Origin of the sequence: Natrinema ejinorense (genome assembly GCF_002494345.1) — an archaeon.
Lineage (GTDB): Archaea > Halobacteriota > Halobacteria > Halobacteriales > Natrialbaceae > Natrinema > Natrinema longum.
The window spans coordinates 3953570-3978067 of sequence record NZ_NXNI01000001.1 but is presented as its reverse complement, the minus strand read 5'-3'; the positions used below and the strand labels follow the sequence as shown (position 1 = coordinate 3978067).

At 64.5% G+C, this 24498-nt stretch carries 25 protein-coding genes; 8 read left to right on the top strand and 17 right to left on the bottom strand.

Annotated elements, in window-relative coordinates; genetic code table 11:
* Positions 1–143: 143 nt before the first annotated feature.
* Positions 144–929, bottom strand: coding sequence for an alpha/beta fold hydrolase (locus tag CP557_RS19525; RefSeq protein ID WP_097381453.1), 786 nt, complete (start codon positions 927–929; stop codon positions 144–146).
* A gap of 184 nt (positions 930–1113) precedes the next feature.
* Positions 1114–1716 (bottom strand): dCTP deaminase, encoded by a 603-nt coding sequence (gene dcd, locus CP557_RS19520; protein WP_097381452.1) that lies wholly within the window; start codon positions 1714–1716, stop codon positions 1114–1116.
* A 161-nt stretch (positions 1717–1877) separates the two neighbouring features.
* Here dcd and CP557_RS19515 point away from each other — a divergent pair, with 161 nt between their 5' ends.
* From CP557_RS19515 to CP557_RS19505, 3 genes are all read left to right on the top strand, one after another.
* The gene (locus CP557_RS19515; RefSeq protein WP_097381451.1) at positions 1878–2693 is read left to right on the top strand and encodes a hypothetical protein; all 816 of its coding nucleotides are present in this window, start codon (positions 1878–1880) and stop codon (positions 2691–2693) included.
* Between the two features lie 49 nt (positions 2694–2742).
* Entirely contained in the window at positions 2743–3600 is an 858-nt protein-coding gene (gene truA, locus CP557_RS19510; protein ID WP_097381450.1) for a tRNA pseudouridine(38-40) synthase TruA, read from the top strand.
* 92 nt (positions 3601–3692) lie between these two features.
* Positions 3693–3929 (top strand): hypothetical protein, encoded by a 237-nt coding sequence (locus tag CP557_RS19505; RefSeq protein ID WP_097381449.1) that lies wholly within the window; start codon positions 3693–3695, stop codon positions 3927–3929.
* Between the two features lie 260 nt (positions 3930–4189).
* Here CP557_RS19505 and CP557_RS19500 read toward each other — a convergent pair whose 3' ends face one another.
* Together CP557_RS19500 and hpt are read right to left on the bottom strand one after the other, a co-directional pair.
* Complete coding sequence (locus CP557_RS19500; protein ID WP_097381448.1) at positions 4190–5599, bottom strand: uracil-xanthine permease family protein; 1410 nt, start codon at positions 5597–5599, stop codon at positions 4190–4192.
* 183 nt (positions 5600–5782) lie between these two features.
* Complete coding sequence (gene hpt, locus CP557_RS19495; protein WP_097381447.1) at positions 5783–6340, bottom strand: hypoxanthine/guanine phosphoribosyltransferase; 558 nt, start codon at positions 6338–6340, stop codon at positions 5783–5785.
* A gap of 157 nt (positions 6341–6497) precedes the next feature.
* Here hpt and pepF point away from each other — a divergent pair, with 157 nt between their 5' ends.
* Both pepF and pan2 read left to right on the top strand, forming a co-directional pair.
* A complete protein-coding gene (gene pepF, locus CP557_RS19490) occupies positions 6498–8291 on the top strand; it encodes an oligoendopeptidase F (protein ID WP_097381446.1) in 1794 nt (597 codons plus the stop codon).
* A gap of 145 nt (positions 8292–8436) precedes the next feature.
* Positions 8437–9666, top strand: coding sequence for a proteasome-activating nucleotidase Pan2 (gene pan2 / locus CP557_RS19485; protein ID WP_097381445.1), 1230 nt, complete (start codon positions 8437–8439; stop codon positions 9664–9666).
* A 58-nt stretch (positions 9667–9724) separates the two neighbouring features.
* On the opposite strand, the gene CP557_RS19480 is transcribed toward pan2, so the two are convergent.
* Positions 9725–10750 (bottom strand): outer membrane protein assembly factor BamB family protein, encoded by a 1026-nt coding sequence (locus tag CP557_RS19480; RefSeq protein ID WP_169924412.1) that lies wholly within the window; start codon positions 10748–10750, stop codon positions 9725–9727.
* Between the two features lie 183 nt (positions 10751–10933).
* The gene (locus CP557_RS19475) at positions 10934–11752 is read right to left on the bottom strand and encodes a hypothetical protein (RefSeq protein ID WP_143825100.1); all 819 of its coding nucleotides are present in this window, start codon (positions 11750–11752) and stop codon (positions 10934–10936) included.
* A 304-nt stretch (positions 11753–12056) separates the two neighbouring features.
* Here CP557_RS19475 and CP557_RS19470 point away from each other — a divergent pair, with 304 nt between their 5' ends.
* Positions 12057–12542 (top strand): pyruvoyl-dependent arginine decarboxylase, encoded by a 486-nt coding sequence (locus CP557_RS19470; protein WP_097381442.1) that lies wholly within the window; start codon positions 12057–12059, stop codon positions 12540–12542.
* A 54-nt stretch (positions 12543–12596) separates the two neighbouring features.
* Entirely contained in the window at positions 12597–12992 is a 396-nt protein-coding gene (locus CP557_RS19465) for a DUF5811 family protein (RefSeq protein WP_097381441.1), read from the top strand.
* Here CP557_RS19465 and CP557_RS19460 read toward each other — a convergent pair whose 3' ends face one another.
* The 3 genes from CP557_RS19460 to CP557_RS19450 form a co-directional block, all read right to left on the bottom strand.
* Positions 12993–13415 carry a DUF6276 family protein gene (locus CP557_RS19460; protein ID WP_097381440.1) on the bottom strand — a complete coding sequence of 141 codons (423 nt, stop codon included), beginning with the start codon at positions 13413–13415 and terminating at the stop codon, positions 12993–12995.
* 57 nt (positions 13416–13472) lie between these two features.
* Complete coding sequence (locus CP557_RS19455) at positions 13473–14216, bottom strand: V-type ATP synthase subunit D (RefSeq protein ID WP_097381439.1); 744 nt, start codon at positions 14214–14216, stop codon at positions 13473–13475.
* Between the two features lie 110 nt (positions 14217–14326).
* The gene (locus tag CP557_RS19450; RefSeq protein ID WP_097381438.1) at positions 14327–14530 is read right to left on the bottom strand and encodes a zinc ribbon domain-containing protein; all 204 of its coding nucleotides are present in this window, start codon (positions 14528–14530) and stop codon (positions 14327–14329) included.
* 64 nt (positions 14531–14594) lie between these two features.
* Here CP557_RS19450 and CP557_RS19445 point away from each other — a divergent pair, with 64 nt between their 5' ends.
* Positions 14595–14819, top strand: a complete 225-nt coding sequence (locus CP557_RS19445; protein WP_097381437.1) for a hypothetical protein — start codon at positions 14595–14597, stop codon at positions 14817–14819.
* Positions 14820–14861: 42 nt separating this feature from the next.
* On the opposite strand, the gene CP557_RS19440 is transcribed toward CP557_RS19445, so the two are convergent.
* The 8 genes from CP557_RS19440 to CP557_RS19405 all read right to left on the bottom strand — a co-directional run bounded on the left by CP557_RS19440 (position 14862) and on the right by CP557_RS19405 (position 24496).
* On the bottom strand, positions 14862–15881 hold the full coding sequence (locus tag CP557_RS19440) for an ABC transporter ATP-binding protein (protein ID WP_097381726.1): 1020 nt from the start codon (positions 15879–15881) through the stop codon (positions 14862–14864).
* 97 nt (positions 15882–15978) lie between these two features.
* Positions 15979–16929: an ABC transporter permease gene (locus CP557_RS19435; RefSeq protein WP_097381436.1), complete on the bottom strand. Its 951-nt coding sequence runs from the start codon at positions 16927–16929 to the stop codon at positions 15979–15981.
* Position 16930: 1 nt separating this feature from the next.
* Positions 16931–17854 carry an ABC transporter permease gene (locus CP557_RS19430; RefSeq protein WP_097381435.1) on the bottom strand — a complete coding sequence of 308 codons (924 nt, stop codon included), beginning with the start codon at positions 17852–17854 and terminating at the stop codon, positions 16931–16933.
* A gap of 9 nt (positions 17855–17863) precedes the next feature.
* Positions 17864–19009, bottom strand: a complete 1146-nt coding sequence (locus CP557_RS19425; RefSeq protein ID WP_097381434.1) for an extracellular solute-binding protein — start codon at positions 19007–19009, stop codon at positions 17864–17866.
* Positions 19010–19158: 149 nt separating this feature from the next.
* Complete coding sequence (locus CP557_RS19420) at positions 19159–20772, bottom strand: long-chain-fatty-acid--CoA ligase (protein ID WP_097381433.1); 1614 nt, start codon at positions 20770–20772, stop codon at positions 19159–19161.
* An 89-nt stretch (positions 20773–20861) separates the two neighbouring features.
* Positions 20862–21923 (bottom strand): Brp/Blh family beta-carotene 15,15'-dioxygenase, encoded by a 1062-nt coding sequence (locus CP557_RS19415; RefSeq protein ID WP_097381432.1) that lies wholly within the window; start codon positions 21921–21923, stop codon positions 20862–20864.
* 191 nt (positions 21924–22114) lie between these two features.
* The gene (locus tag CP557_RS19410) at positions 22115–22846 is read right to left on the bottom strand and encodes a bacteriorhodopsin (protein WP_097381431.1); all 732 of its coding nucleotides are present in this window, start codon (positions 22844–22846) and stop codon (positions 22115–22117) included.
* A 240-nt stretch (positions 22847–23086) separates the two neighbouring features.
* Positions 23087–24496, bottom strand: coding sequence for an ATP synthase subunit B (locus tag CP557_RS19405; protein WP_097381430.1), 1410 nt, complete (start codon positions 24494–24496; stop codon positions 23087–23089).
* Positions 24497–24498: the final 2 nt, after the last annotated feature.

Below are 24498 nucleotides of genomic sequence, written 5' to 3'. Positions count from 1 at the left end.
TTCCCGTTCTCGGCTCCCGCTCGGAATCACTCCTCGGTGACCCCGTTCGTTGCTCCCGGACCGGCGATCCCCGCCGTACTCGAGTCGTCCTCCCGTCGTCTCGCGTGTGCATCGCCCTGCTGTCGTCTTACGTGTTCGTCGCCCTACTGTCGTGTGGGAACGGTTTGGTGGACGAACCGTCGTACTCGGTCCGTGTACGTCGCCGGTCGATGGAGATTACAAATGTGACCGACGCCGGCGAGGACCTCGACGCGACCGTCCTGTGCGACAGCGGCGTGAGCCGCTTCCCCGCGGCGCATGAATTTGTCGTTCTCGCCGTTGAGGATCAGCGTCGAGCCGGGATAGGTCGAGAGCTTCGCCCGAAAATCCTCGCCGGCGATGTCGGGTCCCGCGTCGCCGAACTGTTTCGGATAGAAGCCGGCCTCGATGATCTCCCGTTCGACGTCCGGCGGCAGGTCACGTTTCCGAACCCAGCGCGTTGCCAGTTTCTCGATCGCGCGTTTCCCGAAATCGGGTTTCGTCAGCAACCGCGCGACGCCACCGGTGAGCCGCGTTCCGAGTTCCATCGTCCCCGTCGGATTCACGCTACTCCCCGACAACACCAGCCCGTCAACCTGATCGGGGTGGCGGTAGGCGTACTCCGTCGCCACGTAGCCACCCAGCGAGAGCCCGACGAACACCGCCGATCCGTCGGTCCGTCTCGCGACGGTATCCTCGAGAACGTCGACCGCGGGCTCCATCCGAAACGGCTTGCCGGCGCGGGTGCCGTGTCCCGGCAAATCGGGGGCGACGGTGTGATACTCGTCGGAGAACTCGCGCTGTTGGGGGAGCCACATCTTCCGCGTGAATATCGCGCCGTGGACGAACACGATCGACTGTGCGTCGGACGGACCGGCGACGTCGACGCCGCTCTCACCTGTCGCAGTCATAGTCACAGGCAAGTACCACGAGGGCGGCCTTATACCGCCCGCCGACACACGACGACGCACAGCGCACGGAGTTCCCGATGGGGGCCCCGTCGATAGCAGCATCGACGATGATCGCCTCGCGAGCGGAACGCGGACGGCTTCGGACGGGGGCCGAGACGATCTTCACGAATCGCCTGCCAGGGGTTCAGCCGTCGCGCTCGAGCTGGTCGCCACCGAACTCGTCGTCGCTGCCGATGCGGGAGGCCTGCGGGCCGTCCTGATCCTGGTACTTCGAGCCCCGATCGCTGCCGTAGGGCCGCTCCGCCGGCGTCTTGAGCTCGGTAAACGTGAGCTGGGAGATACGCATACCGGGCGTGAGCGCGACCGGGGCGGAGCCGAGGTTCGATAGCTCGAGGGTGATCTGTCCCCGATAGCCGGGGTCGCACAGTCCTGCGGTCGCATGCACGACCACGGCGAGCCGCCCCAGCGACGAACGGCCCTCGACGTGGGCGATCAGATCCGCCGGGATTTCGACGCGCTCGTAGGTCGTGCCAAGCACGAAGTCACCGGGATGGAGAATGAAGTCGTCCCCCTCGTCGACGACGGTTTCGGTGATGTACTCGTCGATCTCCTGCTCCGAATCGGGATGAATACAGGAGATATTCGTCCGCTGAAACTCGAGGAACTCCCGACCTAACCGGAGGTCGACGCTCGCGGGCTGGATCTGTAGTTCCGGGTCGTCGAGAGGGTCGACGACGAGGTCGCCGGCCTCGAGACGCTCGAGGATATCCGCATCGGAGAGGATCATACCGAGTAGGAGCGAGCCACGGGACCCTAAATTCCTCGGTCCGCCGTCGATCGTCCCGAGCCGGACGGACTGGCCCACGACGCCGAAATTACCATAACAAATCCGAACATTCAGCTCGATCGGCCTAATCGGTTATACCACTGTTTCACGAAAGCAATCCCATGGACGGGACGCAGACCCGATTCAACGGCGACACGAGGGTTCTGCACCAGCGAGCGGTCCGAATTCCGCTTCCCGATATGGACGCCGAGCGGGTGTTCCACGAGAACATGATGACCGTGGCGGCCGCTCGAGAGCGGAAGGCCGAACACCTCGCTGACCCCACAGTGTCGGTTCTGGACGCCTACGAAGCCGAGCTCGATCGGATCGCCGAGACCTTCGAGCGGCGTCTTCGACGGATCGCGGGCAACGACTACGAAGAGGCTGCGATGGCGTACAACCGGGGAGAGCGTGACGATCGGATCGGTGCGCTCGCCGCGTACTACTTCGAGGGGGCGTGGCGGGCCCAACAGCGGGCCACTATTACGGACATGCTGTTCGCTCCGCTCATCCTGCGCTATCCCGACAGTTTCACCATGAACATCCGGTTTGCCAGCGGCTACACGACGAGGAAGTCCGTCCAATACGAGTCGCCGGCACACTCGTCCGACGAACTGGACGAGGAGTACGCCGAGACCTACTACGAGGAGAGTCTGTACTCACAGCAACAGGCGGCAGACTACATCCGAGAGACCGCGGAGATCATCCGCGAGGAGTTCCCCGATCCCGAGGAAACAGCGTTCGAAGACCGCAAATACGGCGGCGTTGTCTCGGCCAGCGGCCGGCGCGGGTCGGTGTTCTCTGCGATGCTCGAGCGCGTCGAACCCGACCCCGATCGGTTTTCGGAACCGGTCGACGAGCCGACCCTCGTCGATGCGGGCCCGGAAGCGGACCGAACGGAACGAGCGCTCCTCCGCGATAGCGAAATCGTCCACTGAACAGCGAACGGTATAACAGCCTGGCCCCGCTGGATCGACTCGAGAACCGATGACTCCCCGCGCGTTCAGGATCGCCTACGACGGGACGGAATACCACGGCTACCAGCGCCAGCCCGACGTCGCCACCGTCGAGGATGCGATCTTCGACGCGCTCCGCGCACTCGACGTCCTCGACCCTGCCGCCGACAAACCAACCGGCTACGCCGCCGCCGGCCGCACCGACGCCGGCGTCTCCGCGCTCGCACAGACGATCGCACTCGAGGCACCCGACTGGCTCGCGCCGCGGGCGTTGAACGCCGACCTCCCGGCCGACATCCGGGCGTGGGCGGCCGCCGACGTGCCGGCGGAGTTCCACGCGACCCACCACGCGAGCCACAGGGAGTACACGTACCATCTGTACGCGCCGCCCGCTGGTGAGGGTGTGTCCGCTTCGGACCGCGAGCCGGTCGACCCCGCCGTCGACGACGACCGTTTCCACGCGGCCTGTGAGGCGCTTTCCGGGAGCCACGACGTTCACAATCTGACGCCCGACGACCACAACACCGAGCGGTCGCTGACCCTCGCGGCGAACCGGGACGGCGACTACCTCCTCGTCACCGTCAGCGCGGGCGGCTTCGCTCGAGAACTCGTTCGGCGACTCGTCTCGCTGGCTCGTGAGATCGGGACCGGCGAGTCGACGCTGGCGAAGGTCGACCGCGTCCTCGAGCCCGATCCATTGCCCGGCCACGAAGGGATCGCACCCGCCCCGCCGGAGCCGCTCGTCCTGACCGACGTGGCCTACCCCGAACTCGCGTTCGAGATCGACGACGCCGCGGCCGCGAGCGCTCGAGCGGTGTTCGATCGCTGCCGGATCGATCGCCAAACGGGAGCGCGGGTCGCCCGAGAGGTGGCCGACGGGATGCGCTGACAGCGGGACGACTCGGCTCGAGGCAGCCACCGTGCCCGCAGTCTGCCATCCGTGTAGGAGCGTTTTTTACGGCCACGGACACACGTCGGCGCATGGAACTGTCCCCCGAGGAGTACGGTGCCTACTGGCGCGCGTCGATCCGTGTCGCTGCGGGCGTGCTCGTGATCTTCTTCGGACTCCGTCTCACGTCGCCGCTGCGAACCCATCCCGAGGTCGGTGCATCCGCCCTGGGCGTCGTCCTGTTCGTCTTGCTAGTCCTCGTCGGAACGTTCCTCGCCACGCTCGGCTTCGCCCGCGTCGTTCGGACGGCGGTCGACGCCGAAAGCTAAGTAGTCACCGAAACGATTTACACACCGATCGCAACGCCGTCGGACGATCAAGTGTGCAATGACGTTCAGTGAGTACTATCGGCCTCGAGTACCCCTGGCCGTGAAATCGGTCGCATCGTTTCCGTTTCGGAACCGATCCATCGAGAACAGTTCGTAGACCGAACGATCTCGTTATCGAACCGGTTCGAGGGCGTTCGTTGCCCGCTCGCATTCGAGCCGTCCCCGGTCGTCGCAAGCACGCCGTCACGCCGGCGTGTGGCTCAGTCGTCGCCGGAGCCGACGGGCGCGGCGTCAGCGGACTCCGCGCCAGATTCCGAATCGGTCGACGGGGCGTCGAACAGCGGGCTCCCCGCACCGGGGACGAACGTGTTGAGCGCCAGCGCCGACAGCGCGGTCACGATGACCGACTGTCCGAAGAACAGTTCCGCGCCACTCGGGAGTCCCGCGAGGGCTTCGGGCGTCGTCGCGACGCCGAGCCCGAGGCCGAGCGAGACGGCGACGATGACCGTGTTCCGACGATCGAGATCCACGTGCGTGACGATCAGTCGGAACCCGCTCGCGGCGACCATCCCGGCCATCAGCAGGACAGCGCCGCCGAAGACCGCGCTGGGGATCGTCGTGACGGCGGCGCCGACCTTCGGGCTCAGCCCGAGGACGGCGAGGAAGACGCCGCCGATGCCGACGACGTGACGGCTCATCACGCCGGTGAAGTTGACGATGCCGACGTTCTGAGAGAAGGAGGTGATCGGGAACGCGCCGAAGACGGCACCGATCGAACTCAGCAGCCCGTCGTTGAACAGCCCGCCGCGGAACTCCTCGTTCGTCGGATTGCGTCCCTCGGCGGCCGTGACGCCGGACATGTCGCCGACGGTCTCCATCGAGGAGACGAGAAAGAGGACGGCGAAGGTGGCGATCGCGATCGGTTCGAACTCGAAGCCGAAGCGGGTGGGCGACGGCAGCGCGATCCAGGCGGCGTCGCCGACGGTCGAGAAGTCGACGAGTTCGAGACCGGTGGTGAACGTGAGGGCGATGGCGGCCGCGTACCCGACGCCGATCGCGACGAGCACGGACAGCAGTCGCGTGACGCCGCGCGTGAACATGTTGAGGCCGACGGCGATCGCCAGCACGACCGCGGCGAGTCCGATGTGGTGCAAGGCACCGAAGTCCGACGCGCCGACACCGCCGGCAGCGTAGTCCATCGCGACGGGCACGAGGTAGAGGCCAATGATGACGACGACGAGTCCGGTCACCAGCGGCGGGAAGAAGGGTTTGATGCGTTTGAACTGCCAGCCGATCAGTCCCTCGACGACGAATCCCGTCACGAGGATCGCGCCGAAGACGGCGGCCATCCCGTAGTCCGCGCCGATCGAGATCGACGCGCCCACGAACGTGAAACTCGAGCCCATGACGATCGGCAGGCGCGCGCCGACGGGCCCGACGGTGTACGCCTGTACCATCGTCGCCAGCCCCGAGAACAGCAGGACCATTTGGACGAGGTAGGCCGTGTCGCCGTCGAGACCGACGCTGGTCCCGACGGCATAGGCCACTGCCGTCGCCGGGACGATCATCACCGCGACGTGTTGTAGGCCGAGCAGAATCGATTTCGGTAACGGCGGTTTGTCGTCCAGACCGTACTCGAGTTCGATGCCGCCGTCCGGTTCCGTCGACATTGTATGGCCGCCAGGTTGCAGATGGGTGTACAAAAAGATTCGCAAACACGCTCAAATGGGCGAGTTAGGTGCCCCATATGTGCACATAGATGCATACCCTGTGCCGAATACACGGGAGCGTCTTGCCCCCGTCGAGCTACCGGCTCGAGACGGACCGTTGGCCGCCGCCGGTCCTCGGCACGTCTACCGATGCGCCGAGTGGACGGTCACCTCGCCGTCCTCGACCGTGATGTCGACGAGGCTCGTCGCCTCGTATTCCGTGTCGTCGAGCGCCGACTCGCCGACCTTGCGCAACACGACGACGATGTCGACGATTTCGGCTCCGATGCCGTCGAGCGCGTCACAGATCGCAGCCAACGTGCCGCCGGTCGAGAGCATGTCGTCGACGATCACGACCCGGTCCCCCGCTTCGACGTCGTTGATGTACATCTCCGACTCCGAGTACCCCGTCTCCTGATGCAGGGAGACCTCCCCCTCGAGCCCGTAGGCCCGCTTTCGAATAACGACCAGCGGAACGTCGGCCTGCAGGGAAAGCGCGGTCGCGAGGTGGATGCCCATCGCCTCCGGCGCGACGATCTTGTCCACGTCGAGGTCCGCGGTCCGCATCACCTCGACAACGACCTCCCGCAACAGGGCGGGATCGAGCTGTGGAACCCCGTTGCTGATCGGGTGGACGAGGTACTCGTATCCGTCCTTGTCGATGATCGGTGCGTCGTCTAACGACTCGAGGAGCCGGTTCATACTGGCGATTCGGGAAATCGGAGTGAAAAGCCGTTCGTTCTGCCGCTCGCCGGTCCCCGTCGCGAACCCGCGGCACGACCGGGAGGGTGAACCATCGTCTTTCCGGCCCCTGAAGGGGTCCGACACGCTTTACCGACACCGCTTCGAACGCGTGTCTATGAGTTCCGTACCCGAACGCTCGGAGGTCGACGAGCAGTATACGTGGGACCTCGAGAGCATCTATGCGACCGACGACGACTGGGAAGCCGCCTACGAGGCCGTCGCCGAGCGCATCGACGAACTCGAGGCCTACGAAGGAACCGTCACCGACGACGCCGAGTCCCTCCTCGAGACCCTCGAGTTGCGCGACGAGATCATGCGGGAGGTGTCGACGGTCGCCGCCTACGCCCGGATGCGTCGCGACGAGGACACGACGAACCAGGAGTACCAGGCGCTGACCGCCCGATCGCAGTCGCTGGCGGCCGACGCCCAATCCGCCGCCTCCTTTATCGAGCCCGAACTCCAGGAGCTGACCCTCGAGGAGTTCGACGCGATGGTCGACGAGGAGTCGGGCCTCGAGACCTACGACCACTACGTCGACGACGTGCTCCGGATGAAACCCCACACGCGCTCGGCCGAGGTCGAAGCGCTGCTGGCGGACCTGAGCGAGGTGACCGGCGCGACGGGTGAAGTGTACAACATGCTCTCGAACGCGGACATGGCGTTTCCCACCGTCGAGGATCCCGAGGGCGAGGCCGTCGAGATCACCCAGAGCAACTTCACCAACCTGCTCAAGCGCCCCGATCGGGACTTCCGACGGCGCGTCTACGAGGGCTACTTCGACGAGTGGGAATCGGTGCGCAACACCGTCGCGGCCAGCTACAAAAACAGCGTCAAAGCCGACGTCAAGACCGCTCGAGCGCGCAATTACGACACTGCACGCGAGGCCGCCCTCGACGGTCCCAACGTCCCCGTCGACGTCTACGATACGCTCGTCGAAACCGTCCACGACAACATCGACAAGCTCCACCACCACGCCGACCTCAAACAGCGGGCCCTGGAGGTCGAGGAGCTACGGATGTGGGACCTCTACATGCCCCTGACCGGCGATGAGGGGCCCGACCTCGAGTACGACCAGGCGACCGAGTACGTCGTCGACGCGCTGGCTCCGCTGGGCGAGGACTACCAGTCCCGCGTCGCCGAGGGACTGGACTCCCAGTGGATCGACGTCTACGAGAACGAGGGCAAACAGTCGGGGGCGTACTCCGGGGGCACCTACGATACCCAGCCGTTCATCCTCCTGAACTACCAGCAGGACATCTCCTCGATGTACACGCTGGCCCACGAACTCGGCCACTCGATGCACTCCGAACTCACGAAAGACGAACAGCCGTTCGTCTACTCGAGCTACGAGATCTTCGTCGCCGAGGTCGCCAGCACGGTCAACGAGGCGCTGTTGACCAACCACCTGCTGGAAACCGTCGACGATCCACAGTTCCGGAAACACGTCCTCAACGAATTCCTCGAGCGCGTGCGCTCGACGCTCTACCGTCAGACCCTCTTCGCGGAGTTCGAACACGAAGCCCACCGGCTCGAGGAGGACGGCGAGCCCCTCACTGCAGACCGCCTCGACGAGCTCTACCGCGGGCTCAAGGCGGACTACTACGAACCCGCCGCGATCGACGACCGCATCGCCCGCGAGTGGATGCGGATCCCGCACTTCTACCGGGCGTTCTACGTCTACCAGTACGCGACCGGCATTTCGGCGGCGCTCGCGATCGTCGACACCATCCTCGAGGACGGCCAGTCCGCCGCCGACGACTACCTCGAGTTCCTCCGCCGGGGCTCCCGGGAGTACCCGCTCGAACTGCTCCGGATCGCCGGCGTCGACATGAGCAGTTCGGAACCGATCGATCGCGCTCTCGAGACCTACGGCGACCGACTCGAGGAATTCGAGTCGCTGCTGGCCTGATCGTCCGTTCGAGCGCCCCGTACCGGCGATCCGTCCAAACGGGACGTGCAGCCGACAGTCTCGCGGCGCGTGATCGTGTCCGGGCGAAATCCCTCCGGGACCCAAAGGCACATTTACTGTCGGAATCCTATCGGGGTATATCAGGATGTCTCGAAGCCCGTCTATTCCAGACCGACCTCACCGCGATATCGACTCAGATCTCCCCGACGACGAGCGGCTCGAGGCGCTCCGCGGGCACTACGAGGACCTCGTCGACGTCAACGACCAGCTGTCCGAACAGCTCGACGACGCCGAGGACCGCCGCGAGCGCCTCCGGGAGAAGGTCGACCGCGTCGAACGCGAAAACGAGACGCTGAAGAGTTCGTCGCTGTACATCGCGACGGTCGAGGACGTCCTCGACGACCAGGTCATCGTCAAACAACACGGGAACAACCAGGAGGTGCTCACCGACGTCTCCTCGCGTATCGGCGACCGCATCGAACCCGGCGATCGGGTCGCGGTCAACGACTCCTTTGCGATCCAGACGATCCTCAACACCGAGACCGACGCACGCGCCCAGTCGATGGAGATCACCGCGAAGCCGGCGGTCACCTACGCCGACATCGGCGGCATCGACGAGCAGGTCCGGGAAGTCCGCGAAGCCGTCGAGCAGCCCCTCGCCGAGCCCGAACTGTTCGACGAGGTCGGGATCGACCCACCGAGCGGCGTCCTCCTCTACGGGCCGCCGGGGACGGGCAAGACGATGCTCGCCAAAGCCGTCGCCAACGAGACCGACGCCACCTTCATCAAGATGGCCGGCTCGGAACTCGTCCGCAAGTTCATCGGCGAGGGCTCGCGGCTCGTCCGCGACCTCTTCGAGATGGCTCGCGAGCGCCAGCCCGCCATCATCTTCATTGACGAGATCGACGCCATCGCTTCGCGGCGCACCGAATCCAAGACCTCCGGCGACGCCGAGGTCCAGCGAACCATGATGCAACTCCTGAGCGAAATGGACGGCTTCGAGGCCCGCGGCGAGGTCCGCATCATCGCCGCAACCAACCGCTTCGACATGCTCGACCGCGCGATCCTCCGGCCCGGCCGGTTCGACCGCCTCATCGAAGTCCCCGAACCCGACCGCGACGGCCGCGAACAGATCCTGCAGATCCACACCCGCACGATGAACGTCGCCGACGGCGTCGACTTCGCCGACCTCGCCGACGACACCGACGGCTACTCCGGGGCCGAAATCGAGAGCCTCGCCACCGAAGCCGGCATGTTCGCCATCCGCAACGACCGCAACGAAGTCTCCCATCAGGACTTCACCGAGGCCTTAGAGAAGATCGAGAAAGACGACTCGAGCGACGTGATCTCCTCGGCCGGTTACTTCTATCAGTAACGAAAGCCGGACCGAGTTTCCCGTCGAATCGAATTCTGCTCTGACTGTCGCCGTTCGCCTACTCCGTTTTCGAGACCGCGTGGACGGTGCCCTCGTTGTCGCCGACGTATACCGTGTCGTTGACGACCGCAGGTGACGATTGCATTCCACCCGCGGCATCCGCCTGCAACTTCTCGCGGTGCTCGCCCGTGTCGCGATCGATGGCGTGCAGTCCGTCATCGGACCCGAAGTAGACGCGATCGCCGGCGATGACCGGAGATGTCACGTACACGATCTGCTTGAGATCGTCCGCCCGCCACCGTTCTCGTCCCGAGTGCGGCTCGAACGCTCGAACCTCGCCCGTGTTCCACGTTCCGACGACCAGTAGGTCGTCGTCGACCGCCGGTGACGGGTACAGCATGCCCAGCTCGCCGGCTCCGCTGTTCCACTCTTCCGTCCCGGTTTCCCGATCGAGTGCGTGGACGATACCGCTCTGGGTGCCGACGTAGACGGTGCCGTCGCGAACGGTCGGGGCTGCGACGACGCCTCCGCTCGCATCGAACTGCCAGCGTTCCGTGCCGTCATCGGCATCCAGCGCGAGTACGCGGCTGTTCGTCGAACCGGCGTAGACGGTTCCGTCGACGATCGCCGGCGGCCCGAAGAGTTCGCTCCCGACGTCGACCGACCACTGCTCCCGCCCGGTCTCGGCCTCGAGTGCGATGAGCGCCGCCCCCTCGTCGTCGCTGCCGACGAAGACGGTTCCGTCGACACACGCGATCGAACGGGACCCGTGCGTGGTCGGGAACGTCCACTCCGTATCGCCCGTCTCTGCATCCAGCGCGAGTGCCGTCCGCTCGCCGCGTCCGTTCAGGTACACGCGCCCGCCGTCGACTGCCGGCGCTGCGAGATGGTCTCTCCCGCCGGTCGATCGCTTCCACAGCACTTCTCCGGTGTGTTCATCGAGGCAAGCGGTTTTCCCCGCGCCCCTATCGTGGACGTACACCCGTCCATCGACGACGATCGGCGTGGACCGTATCTCGCTGCCGATCTCGACCGACCAGCGCTGACCCGACGAGAGCGAAACTGGGTCGGACTGCGGACTCACACTCGTTCGTGCCAAGTCATATCCATCAGTGGGCCACTCGTCTGTCTGGACGAACGCCGGACCGGAGTCGTTCATTTCGGCGAGCGACGTGCATCCGGCCGTCAAAAGGGGGAGTGTTCCCGCTAGGTATGCTCTACGTTTCATTTCACTCAGTTATAAAAATTGGCGTGAATGGTTATAGTCTTAGTCGTTCCTCGTTGCGTCCATATTGGAATGTGCCTCTGCATCCCAGTCAAAATTGCTTGTAATATCTGACGATCCAGTGAACTTCTCATCTGCTTGAATATCTACTACAGATACCGACGTAAGTGGATCGTACGCCTGATGATCGTCTCCATCAAACACCATCTCGTAATGTCCACCTTGATCTAGATCTCGATTACAGTGTTGGATACCGTCTTTCACGTATACTGTACTCCCAAGGGAGACGCCAGCCCCGGACGGAAGCGTAGCTCCTACAGAAACGTCGTATCCTCGCTCACGTTTATACAATTCACCTAATGGATCGGCGTCACGGAAGATTATGTCGTAATCGTCCGTCTCAAATTTCATGCTCTGATCTTTCAGCCATGGATGATCTCCGACTCCGGAGTCTGGCTTCCACTGAAGATCCATGAGGACCATATAAATATAACTATCATTAATCTTCTCAGGAGCTCGGTATACTCGAAGTCCCGTCTCAACCTTTCCATCGTTCCGGATAGCGTTGGACAAGTCAATCTCACCTGTCATGGCGTCTACCCAGATCATTTCGGAATCCACATCATGATCTGGAGCAGTTGCTTGCACCGAGAACCCGGAGTTGTTACTTCTCTTTTCTCTGAATTCTGCTTTTGAGAGGTCGGAATCGGTCACCTTCATGTTGCCATGAATTGTCTCATCCTCTCCCTTCTCATCGCTTGAGTTCGACTCGGCCGCTACTGACGACCCAGAAACGACTGTTGTTCCAATAACTGTGCCAACGCTTCGTTTGATCAACGTTCTGCGATTGAAGCCTTTCATTCTTCATATAACAATGCCGTGGACATACATATAAATTCATCTTATAGAGTAAAATTAAAATAATGATATGGTCGTCCAAATATGCTGCAAAAACATCAAATATCATTGTGTTTGTCTGCTATAACCATAACGAATATCCTACAATTACAGATTACATTTGATATTTGGACATAAGATGGTGTAGATGATGGGGTAGGGGTGTGAATTACTGCATATTATACCGGAATAAAATTGGTATTCGATCCAAACAATACACAGGTCACGAGATCGCAACGCCTTACGCTGTTCGCCCCTAAAAACCAATATGAGCACGATTCGAGTCGTCTGGGGGTCGGCATCGGCTCCCACGGCGATGGCCTCCTACGATGCCGCGCTCGCGGAGGCCGGCATCGAGAACTACAACCTCGTCTCGGTTTCCTCGATGATCCCCGCTGAGACCCCCGTCGAAGCCGTCGGCACCGCGCCCGATCTCGGCCCCGCCGGCGAGCGCCTGACCGTCGTCGAGGCTCGAGCCACCACCGCCGGTCCCGGCCGCGTAAGCGCCGCGCTCGCGTGGACCCAGTCGGTCGACGACGGCCCGGGGCTGTTCTACGAAACCGCGGGCGAGATGGATCACGAGACCGTCGAACGCCGGGTCCGCGAGGGACTGGCCGCGGGACAGGACCTGCGCGAGTGGGAGTTTGGCGATTCGGCGGTCGCCGTCGAGAGCCAACAGGCCGAGTCGGGAGCACACACGACGGCGGTCGTACTCGCGGTCTACGGCGAGAGCGAGCCGATCCTCTCGGATTGACTGAAGGCGAACCCTTTTGAACCGGCGGCACATTGCTACGGGTACACACTTCTCATGAACGGAAATACGCCGTACGCAGGGCTACCGGGCGAGACTGGTGCTGGGCAGCGTGCAGCGGCGGACGTTCCGGACCTCTCGAGTACGCAGAAACGACTGCTCCACCGCGACGTCTCGCGGATCGCCGCCCGAACCCGCGAGTTCCTTCCCAGCGAGTACGTCGTCGACGCAGACGTCTCGAGCGGGATGACCGGGCCACAGGTCACCGTCGCGGTCCGCCCGCCGGTCGGCCACGCCGTCAGTGCCGGCTTTACGCCCGACCTGGAGGAGGCGGCCGCCGAAGAGGTCATCACCGCCGACGAACGCGACGAAGTCGCCCGCGGGCTGGCCGCCAGCGCCGCCCTGCAGGTGAAACAGGCCGTCAGCAACAACGTGCGGCCGACCGGGAAGTAATCAATACAGTAGCTGTTCGAGCTGGTGGCTCCGCCGTTCGAGATCGATCGCTGGCTCGACCGACGGATCGGCACTGAGCCGATCGAGGACGAGCAACGGATCCGTCCCGGCTCGTTCGACCGCCTCGAGCAGGGGTTCGATCGCGGCGCGGTTCGTCGCGAGCGACGAACACAGACCGACCGCGAGCGCAAGCGGGATCGCACGCTCGGGGGTAGTGGGGAAGGCGTCGCTGACGCGCAAAAAGTCGGGCTCGCGATCCACGGCTCCGTTTCCGGCCGCGTCGAGCGTCGCGTCCGGCGTTGGCTCGAGGCGCAGACAGCGCGGACAGAACGAAACGACAGCGGCCTCCGACGGCGCGTCAGCGCGGTACTCGTCCGGAACTGAAAACGAAACGACAGCCGTGCCGCAGTCGGGACAGGTCATCGGGATCGAGAACGCGGGTGAATATCGGATCGAGGGCGGGAAGGCGGTCGGTGCGCCTTACTGGTTCGCCGCGGGCGACTGCGCGGCCGTATCCGGCTGCACGTCTTCGAGTTCGTCCTGTTTTGCTTCCGCTTCTTCGGCGGCGGCCGCCTCGGCCTCTCGCTCTGCCTTCTCTTCGGCCTCTTTCTTCTCCTTGATCTTCTTCAGGCGGAACGTCTCCTCGCGCTCCTGTTCCTCGAGTTTCTGCTCGATGTACTCCTGGTTGTCGTAGAGCTCCGGCAGGAGCTTGAACTCGAGGGCGTTGACGCGTCGCTTGGTGGTCTCGATCTCGCGGAGCATCTTTTTCATCGCCGTCTCGACCTCGGCGGCGAGGATGATGCTCTCCAAGAGGTCCTCGTAGGCTTCGGCGGCCTCGTCGATGCGGGCGGAGGTGCCCATGATCCCGTAGCCGCGCTGATCGAGGCTCTTGGAGACCCGCGAGGACTCGATCTGTGGGACGACGACGCCCATGATGTTCTTGGACTCGGTGGTGATCTCGGGGTGTTCCTGCAGCGCCGCCGCGGCACCGCGAACCGCGACGTCACCTTCCATCGCGCGGGCCATGTTGATCTTCTTCTGGGCGTCCTCGTAGTCCTGTGCGAGGTCGCCACGGACGTCCTGTGCCTTGTCCAGGATGTCCATGAACTCCATGATCAGCCCGTCGCGTTTCTTCTCGAGGGTGCCGTGGCCCCGCTCGGAGAGCTCGATGCGATCCTCGATCGCCATCAAGTTCTTGCGGGTGGGCTTGACGTCGTTGGCCATCTTGTGGGGGGATAGCGGCCCCAGTCGGATAACTGTTTACAGTTTTCCGCGCACTGCTCGCGCTCAACGTGGGGAAATCGGCGTCGCGAGTCGCGCTCGGGGACGGGTTCCTACCCGAGAAACAGGTCGATCATGTCTCCCGACGACTGTCCCTTGTAGAGTTCCGAATAGCCGCAGTTCGTACAGCTCACGACGTGAAAACGGCGGTTTTGGATGTCGAACATCTTCGAGAGCCCGCCCCCGGTCGTCGCGATCTCGTCGATCTCCGTCTCCGTGTGGTCGCACTTCGGACAGCCGCGATCGTCGTCTCTCATAGTCGACGGTTTCGTGTCAGTTCACAAAATCTTTGTGCACGGCTCCACGAGTGAACGCCACGCCATGTCCGCCGCTCTCGGTATCCTCGTCGTCCTCGCGTCCCTGGCGGTTCCGCTCGTCCTCTGGCTGGCGATCAGTCGGGAAACGTCGGACCCGACGGTGGTCGACCGCGCGGAGGCGGAACGGATCGCGAAGGAGCGCGGCGGCCGCGATACGGCACGCTCGACTGACGGCACGGACCGTTCCGCCGCCGACGACCGCGACGGGTGGGGCGATCGACGGACGTAGCCCGGGCGTTCTCGCCGCGACCGTCGCTACGCGTCGACGCCGCTATCCCGACTCGAGGACGTGAACCCGATCCTCGTCGATCGAGAGCGCCAGGGAGTCGCCGGCTCGATAGTCGTCGATCCCATCGGCGCGTAGCGTCACGGTCGTCTCGTCCGGGAGCGTCGCCGAGAGGTGGGTCCGATCGCCGAGATAGGTCGCGTCGGCGACTTCGGCGTGGATCGGTCCCGACCCGACCTCGAACGCCTCGGGGCGGACCGCGACCGTCACGTCGCCGTCCGTTCGGGCTGTGACCGGGAGTTGCGCGAACCCGAGATCGACGTGCCCGTTCGTCGCCGTCCCCTCGAGCAGGGTCGAACTCCCGACGAAGTTCGCGACGAAAGTGTTCGCGGGACGGCGGTAGATCTCCGCGGGCGTCCCCACCTGTTCGACGGTCCCCTCCGCGAGGACGGCGATCCGGTCGCACATCGCCATGGCCTCCTCCTGATCGTGCGTGACGTAGAGGGCGGTGACCTCGAGGTCGGCCAGCAGGTCGCCGACTTCCTCGCGCAGGCGCGTCTTGAGTTCCGCGTCCAGCCCCGTCATCGGTTCGTCGAGCAGGAGGACGCGGGGTTCGATCGCGAGCGCCCGTGCGAGGCCGACCCGCTGTTGTTGGCCCCCCGAGAGAGTCGTCGGGTCGCGGTCGGCCAGCTCGGCGATGTCGAGCATGGCGAGCAGTTCGTCGGCCCGCTCGCGGCGCTCGGCCTTCGGGACGCCCTGCATCTTCGGCCCGAAGGCGACGTTCTCGCGGACGGTCATGGTGTCGAACAGGGCGTAGGACTGGAAGACCAGCCCGACGTTGCGTTCCTCCGGCGGGACGTGGGTGACGTCGACGCCGTCGAACAGCACTCGCCCGTCGCTCGGCGTCTCGAAGCCCGCGATGGTTCGCAACGTCGTCGTCTTCCCGCAGCCCGACGGACCGACGATGCCGAGTATCTCCCCGTCGCGGATCGTCAAGTCGATCCCGTCGACGGCGACCTCGTCGCCGTAGGCCTTGGTCAGCGACTCGAGGGTGATCCGGCTCACGAACGACCACCCCGGTCCGTGGAGCCAGTTCGAGCGCGGTGTCGTCCGCGATCGATCGATGCCGGTTCCGAGCCGCCAGTGAGCGTGTGTATCAGTCTCATCGTTGTCGTACGGTCGTGAATCCACTACTGCCAAGCCACTGCAAGACGAGGATCGCGGCGACGACGATCAGGAAATACACCGAGACGGCCGCCGCGGACTGCAGATGGGTCGCGTTCGAGATGTTCCGATAGAGGAAGATCGCGAACGGGTCCGGGCTCCCGCTCGCGACCATGTACGTGAAGTTGAACTCCGCGGCCGCGAGCGTCCAGGTGATAATCGAGCCCGCCACGATCCCCCGCTTAGCGTGTGGTACGACGATCGTCAGGAACGTCCGGGGCCACGATGCGCCCAACGACCGGGCGCTCTCCTCGAGGCGGACGAGGTCCATCGACTGGAACGAACTCTGTACTGTCAGGACCATGTACGGCGATTTGAGCAGGCAATAGCCCGCGATCAACCCGAACGCCGAACGGCCGAACTCGGGGTAGGTCTGGACGAAGGCGATGCCGAGGATCAGCCCCGGAACGAGCGGCAGGATCGCGACCGTGTTCACCCAGTCCCGTGCGAAAAACTCGTACCGCGCGAGCGCGTACGCGATGGGGACCCCGATCACTACGTTCAAGAGCATCCCACCGGTCGCGATGGCGAGACTGAACGCGAGGCCCGGAATCGCGTTCGTCCGGACGCCGTAGTCACCGAAGCCAAGCACCTGTCGCCAGTGCTCGAGGGTGACGAATCCCCGCGGGACGACGCCCGTCGCCGACTGAGCGAACGAGGAGACGAACGTGACGACGACGGGGACGGTCAGGAACGCGACGACGATCGAGACGACGCCGACGAGGATCGGTCGACCGAGCATGGTCGACAGCGCGGATCCTGACCGCGACCACTCCGCGGACGCGTCGGCGGTGACAGTACCGCCATCGGAGCGTGTCTCCGGTCGGTCAGCCCCGGTCCCCACGCTCGAGTCGTCGGCCGCGGTCGTCGGCTCGATAGGGTCGGTCATCTCAGATCCCCACCGTGTCGTTCTCGACGAACCGCAGCCCGACGAACGTGAACGCGACGATGAAGACGACGTAGACGAGCCCGATCGCGGCCGCGACGTCGGGCTGGTACGAGCCGACGCTCGTCTCCTCGTGTATCTGGAGCGTGATCACGCGGTGACTCTGCAGGATCAGGACGGTCCCGAAGATCGCGAGCCCGGAACGGAACGTGAGGATCGCCGCCGCGACGATTCCCGGTCGAATTTCGGGGAGCGTCACGTGATAGAACGTCTCCCAGCGGCTCGCACCGAGTGCGCGGGCCGCTTCCTCGGCCTGCGTGTTGACCTCGGCGTAGGTCCCACGAAGCACCATCGTCGCTCGCGGCAGCAGCGAGTAGACGTAGCCGAGGAACAGTCCGCTGATTGCGGTCGCACTCGCCAGATCGAGCGCGCTCTGCCCCGTCGCGACCGCCACGGCGTTCGTCATCAGCCCCTGTCGGCCCAGGAGGACGACGATCAGATACGCGACGATGATCCCCGGCAGCGCGATCGGGAACGAGACCGCCGCGACGACGGCCCGCTCGGCGGGGAGGTCGTACTTCTCGAGGACGTGGGTGACGGCCACGCCGAGTGCGACGCTGACCAGCGTCGCCAGCCCGACGAACCACAGCGTGTTCCAGGCGACCCCCCGGTACTCGGCGGTCGTCGCGAGGGTTCGCCAGGCCTCGAGCGACCAGCCCGTCATCCAGATCGTGTCCTCGGCGAGGCTGATCCGTGCCAGCATCGCGAGCGGGACGAACCCCGCAACTATCGCGAGGACGAAGAAGGGCAGACACATGATCGCGATCCGCCGGCGTTCGCGGTCGCGTTCGGTCGTCGGGCGGGCAGTCGCGACGGCAAGCGTCGCGACTCGACGGACCGACGCCGACATCGATTGCCGAAGAGACATACCGTGCTCTCACTGGGCTCCCTGTAGCGGGGTTCGGTCGACGAGCGTTTCTTGAATGTCGGCTTGCTTCGAGACGAGTTCCTCCTGATCGATCGTGAATCCCGCCGCCTCGTAGGACGACTGGTCCGGGAACTCGTCGGGCTGGTCGAGTTCGTTCGCCCGGATCGGACGGACGTAGGCGTCGAAGAACAGCTTCTGGCAGTCCTCGGTCAGGACGTAGTCCATGAACAGCTTCGCCGCCTCGGGATTTGGCGCGTTTCGCAACAGGGCGTAGCCGTAGGGGACGTTCATCGCGCCCGGTTCCCCCTCGGGCCCCTCGAGGATCGCGACCTCGATCTGGTCCTCGTCGAACTCCTCGTTGTTGTACTTGAGGTTCAGCCCGGTGTAGTCGTACTCGATGACCGTCGAGATCTCGCCCGCAGTCATCGGTCCCTCGACGTTGCGTCGGAAGTCCGCGCCGTGCTCGGCGATCGCCTCGTGGTACTCGATGACCGGATCGAGATCGTCCAGATCGCCGCCGTAGGCCCGGTTGACCGATAGCGCGGAGGCCTGTCCGTTGGCGGTGTGTGGCGGCGTAAAGGCCAGGTCCTTCGCGATGTCGGGATGTTTCAGGTCCTCCCACGTTTCGGGGGCGTCCAACCCCCGCTCCTCGTAGACGTCCGCCCGGTAGGTCACCGCGGTCGTCATCTGCCGCGTCGCGGTCACGTGGCCGTTGTCGGTCTTCAGATCGTCGGGGACCACGTCCCAGTTCGCCGGCTTGTACTCGGTCGTCAACTCGTCGTTCATCGCCTCGAGGCCAAAGGAGTAGCCGCCGTTGTACGCCGAGTGGGTCGGGTTCTGCGCGTTGGCTCGCATGTCCTCGAGGGCCTCGCCCGACGATCCCTGCGCGTCGTAGAGTGGGATGCCATACTCCTCTTCGAAGGCTTCCATGACGGCCCCCCAGTTCGACCACCCGGTCTGGACGCAGTAGATCTGTAGCTCCTCGGGGAACGCCGCGGCGTCGACCTCCGTTTCGTACTCGCCGTGACCGACCGTGTAGGTCTGGCCGCCGCTCCCACCGACGAAATCGCCCAGACACCCTGCAACCGAGAGCGTACTCGCAGTCACGCCACTCGCAAGCACCGATCGCCGCGTCGTCCCTGTCGACTCGGACATAGATACGCAAGCCGACAAGAGACACTAAGCCGTTGCTATGTTAGAAATATGATCCTATATAGTGTCTCGGAGCGGAACATATCGCTCGGCGACACTTTCGAACGACTCGATCGAGCTGTTAGGAGAGCGGTCCGCTTCTCGGGTTCGGCTTACCCCTGTCCGACCATTCGTTCTTCGTCCTCCCACTCCTCCTGACGGAGTTCGTATTTCTGCACTTTGCCCGTCGCGGTCGTCGGCAATTCCTCGACGAACTCGACCCGGTGGACGGTCTTGTACCCCGCGAGGTTCTCCCGCGTGAAGGCCTCGAGGTCGCGTGCCGTCACGTCCGGATCGGCCGGATCACCGCTGTCCGGGACGACGAACGCCTTCGGCGTCTCACCCCACTCGTCGCTGGGCGCTGGAATCACCGCCACGTCCGACACCTCGGGGTGGTCGAACAGGGTGTCCTCGAGTTCGATACTCGAGATGTTCTCCCCGCCCGAAATGATGATGTCCTTCTTCCGGTCTTGAATCGCGATCATGCCGTTCTCGTCGATCGTCGCGAGGTCGCCGGTGTGGTAGTATCCCTCGAGTCGGTCGGTGAAGGCCTCCTCGGTCGCCTCGGGTTTCTCCCAGTACTTCTCCATGATCTGGTTGCCACGGACGACGACCTCGCCGAGGGTTTCGTCGTCGTGGGGAACGTCCGCGCCGTCCTCGTCGACGACGCGGATTTCCGTTCCGAGATAGGCCAATCCCTGCCGTTTCTTGATCCGGAATCGGTCGTCGCTGTCGTCCGCGAAGTGTCGGCGCGCGTCGGAGGTCGTGATCAGCGGCCCGGTCTCGGTCGCCCCGTAGACGTGTTTCAGGTACCAGCCGAACTCGTCCTCGACGGTCCGGATGGTCGCCTCCGGCGGCGCACTGCCCGCGGTCGCGAGCCGCACGTCCCGCTCGCCGGTCGTCTCCGGCTCGTGCTCTTCGTAGTGGTCGATCAGCATGTTCAACACCGTCGGCGCACCGCACATGTACGAGACGTCCTCGGATCGCACGGTCTCGAAGATCTCCCCGGCGTCGATACCGCGCGTGCAGACGTGTTTCGCGCCGATTCCCGTCACCGCGAAGATGTGGCCCCAGCCGTTCGCGTGGAACATCGGCAGCGTCCACAGGTAGACGTCGTCGTCCGCGATCTCCTGATGGCCGACCAGCAAGTAGGCGTGGATCGTCTCGCAGCGATGCGTTCGGCAGACCCCCTTCGGATCGCCCGTCGTTCCCGAGGTGTAGTTGATCGTGATGATCTCGTCCTCGGCCATCTCGGGGCGCTCGTAGTCGGTGCCCGCGTCCTCGAGTACCGCGTCAAACGATTCCCAATCGCCGTCCACGGCATCCGCGTCGTTCGTGACGAACGTCTCCGTCGGTACCTCGTCGCGGATCTCCTCGATCCTGTCGGCGAAGTCGTAGTCGGCGTAGATGGCGTCGACGCCCGCGTCCGACAGGATGTACTCGAAGTCGTCGGGCGTGAGCCGGTAGTTCAGCGGGGTGTGAACCGCCCCGAGTTGCATGATCCCGTAGGCCGCCTCGAGGTGATAGTGCGTGTTCGGGTCGAGGACGGCGACCCGATCGCCCTTCTCGATCCCTCGCTCCTGCAGCGCCGCGGAAAATCGGTCGGCTCGCTCGCCGAGTTCGTCGTACGTGAACCGTTCGCCCGTGGTGGCGACCACCGCCTCGTCGTCGCCGTAGTGCGTTCGTGCCCGGTCTAAGAACTCCGGGACGAGCAATGGTTTGTGCATACATACCACAATTAATCAACGAGGTATACGGTTGTTTCGATTTGTTACATTACCTGACAGTTCCTGTGGCCGCCGCCGTCGACCCGACGCTACCGCCCCGGCTTGCCGGGCCGCCACACGCCTTCGGCTCGATCCATCGCCGAGACGACGACGATGTGGGGGAGAGTCAACACGGCGACGAAGACGAGATACAACGCCGCGATGCCGAGGTCGGATCGGGGATCGCCCGGGACGGCGACGGCGAATCCGGCAAGCAACACGACCGACAGGGCGGACAGCGGGGCGGCGTCCCGCGCGAACCGACCGAGTGCGGGGAGCCACCGACCGGACCGGAGCGCGTCGGCCGCGTCGTCGTCGACCAACAGGAGTCGCGCGACGTGTCGGATCGCGTGCCACAGCGGGAAGTACGTCCCCACGGCGAGCAACGGCGGCACCGTCAGGAAGTAGATCCACAGGAGGACTGTCTCGGCAGCATCGATCCGCCACCCGCGGTCGTTCGCGCCGGCGCGGAGACGACCCAGCGTCAGGGTCACGATCGTCAGCGCGAGGAATCCGCCCCCGAGTACGAGCCGCACCCTCGGTTCGAAGAGCTGTTCCCAACTGCCCAGCGACCCCTCGCCGAACAGCGCGACGAACGCCGTCAGGACGCGCCGATACGTCTCCGGAAAGCCGAGCAGCGGGACCAGCATCGGCAGGCCGCCGCGGACGACCACGAACAGGACGCGCTGAACGCGCGTCTCGAGGTGGTCGCCCCCGGCGAACGTCACTGCAGCGTGGAGGTCCCCTTGCCCCCAGTGGAACCACGTCATCGCGATGAACGCGACGGCTGCGAAAACGGGAGCGAAAAACCAGAGAGCGGCGTAGGCACCGCCCAGCAGGAGGTAGAGGGCCCCCACGGCGAGTACGCCTCGCCGGGTCGGGGTCGTGCCTCGAGCGCGGGCGACGGCGAGGTGATCGACGGCCCCGTGTGGCAGCCCGAAGACGACGACGCTCAGCGCGAGCGGGACGTACTGTACTCCGGGTGGGATCGTCGCTCCCGCGGCGACTGTGACGACGAGCACGGCGACGACGACCCACGAGGGGACCAGGAGAGCCGTTCGGAGACGCCGGCGGCTGGCCGACGAGAAGCCGGCGAATCGATCTACTGCCACCGTGGGATCACCAACTCGTCCGGTACTAGCCCGTGAGCGCTAAAGAGGTTCGTGGCCCGGAATTCGGCGTCCGTGGCGGGGTGGGTTGGAGACATGTTTGGTTCGGGACCACCCGTTCCGACGGGCCGGCGTCGGATGGTCGCGGTGGCGGTCACGTCGTGTGAGTCTCGAGCGGGGATCGCTGGTGGGACTTACGGAGCCGTCGCCCGCGCACGCGAGATGTCGGTCGCAGCGTCGAGCACCGAGTGGCTCCGGAGCAACACGAATCCGAATCCGACCTTCGCGGAGAGGTCGAGCATCATGAACGCCGCGGTCTCCCAGTACAGCGGGAGGATACCGAGTCCCTCGGTCCCGACGAGCCACACGACCGGGTACGCGATCCACAACACGATCAGCAGGTTCTGGAGTCGGTTCACCAGGGTGGAGACTTCCGCCGGAAGGCCTCCGGAGAGTTCGTCCAGCGATCGCACCAGGAAGTACAGCAAGAACAACAGCGCCGCAGTGCTGATACCCCACCACGTGAGCCGGAAGACGACGGCCGCCGTCGCTAACGCACCGCCCAGCCCGGTGGCGATCATGAACACGTCCAGCCCGACGAGGGTGTATATCGTGTTCCGATCGGCTCTGGCGAGCAGCGCCAGGTCGAGTAACAACAACGGCGTCGTGAACAGCCAGTCGGCGTATCTGGCCCAGTAGATGTCGAGGGTCTCTCCCGCCACCTCGATCTCCGTCAGGCCGAAGCCGGTCGCCATCGCGAAGTACGACGCCGCCGCGATGGCGGTGATGAAGATCGTGATGACGTAGAACAGTTCCTGCTCGGGATCCCGCAGGTTCCAGCCGCTGGCGATGAAGTACACCATCCCGAGGGTCATCCCGAGCGTACCGATCCACAGCCATATCGACTCAGCACCTGGTGGTGCCATGTCTGTGGGTCTAGGTAACAGCCGACAATAATGAAACGCCAAACAGGGTAGGTGCGTTTCGCCGGATCGAGCCCGAGGATTCCGTCGTGGAACTAGTCACGGTTCGCCGTCCTCAGACGGTTTAGCCGTCCGATAGCGGTCGAAGGAGTATCGAAGCCGCTCGGAGACGAGCGACTACTCGAGTCGGAAGCGTCCCGATCCAACGGCAAAAAGCGTCGCGTCGCAGCGGACCTGCGACGATCAGTCCGCCTGCACGGCTTCGGCCGTCTCGTCCTCGCGGTAGTGCTCGTCGATGAGGTCCTCGTCGATGCGGTTGAGCGCCTCTTTGGGGAGGTCCGAGAGCAGGTCCCAGCCGACCTCGAGCGTGTCGTCGATCGAGCGGTTGGTGTCGTACCCCTGCTGGACGAACTCCTCCTCGAAGCGGTCGGCGAAGTCGAGGAACTTGTTGTCCCGCTCGGAGAGCGCTTCGCGACCGACGATGTTCACGAGGTCGCGCAGGTCCTCACCCTCCGCGTAGGCGGCGTACATCTGGTCGGAGACGTCGCCGTGGTCTTCGCGGGTCAGGCCCTCGCCGATCCCGTCGTCCATCAGCCGCGAGAGGCTGGGCAGGACGTTGACCGGCGGCTCGATCCCCTGACTGTTGAGGTCGCGATCCATCATGATCTGACCCTCGGTAATGTAGCCGGTCAGGTCGGGAATCGGGTGCGTGTCGTCGTCGCCGGGCATCGTCAGGATCGGGATCTGCGTGACCGACCCATCCTTGCCCTCGATACGACCGGCGCGCTCGTAGAGCTGTGCCAGGTCGGTGTACATGTATCCGGGGTAGCCACGGCGACCCGGGACCTCCTCGCGTGCGGCACCGATCTCGCGCAGTGCCTCACAGTAGTTGGTCATGTCCGTCAGGATGACGAGGACGTGGTAGTCCTTCTCGAAGGCCAGGTACTCGGCCGTGGTGAGCGCGAGTCGCGGGGTGACCTGCCGCTCGACTGCGGGGTCGTCCGCGAGGTTCATGAAGACGACCGAGCGCTCGAGCGCGCCGGTGCGCTCGAAGTCGTCCATGAACTCGTTTGCCTCCTCGGCGGTGATTCCCATCGCACCGAAGATGACTGCGAACTCCGAGCCCTCGCCGGACTCGTCCTCTTCGGGGACGGTCGCCTGGCGGGCGATCTGGAGTGCAAGTTCGTTGTGTGGAAGCCCCGAGCCGGAGAAGATCGGGAGCTTCTGCCCCCGAACCAGCGTGTTCATGCCGTCGATGGCAGAGACGCCGGTCTGGATGAACTCCTCTGGGTACTCCCGCGAGTAGGGGTTGATCGCTTTCCCGACGATGTCTTGGCGCTTGTCGGGGACGATCTCCGGACCGCCGTCGATCGGGTTCCCGGAGCCGTCGAGCACCCGTCCGAGCAGGTCCTCGGTGACCGGCATTTTCATCGTCTCGCCCAGGAAGCGAACGGAGGCGTTGCGGTCGATCCCGCCCGTGCCTTCGAACACCTGGATCGAGACGATCCCTTCGCTCGATTCCAGCACCTGGCCGCGCAGCGTTCGCCCGTCTTCGGTCTCGATCTCGACGATCTCGTCGTAACCGACCGGCTCGTCGACCTCGGCGAACACCAGCGGACCGCTGATTTCCGTGATAGTCTGGTACTCTTTCATCG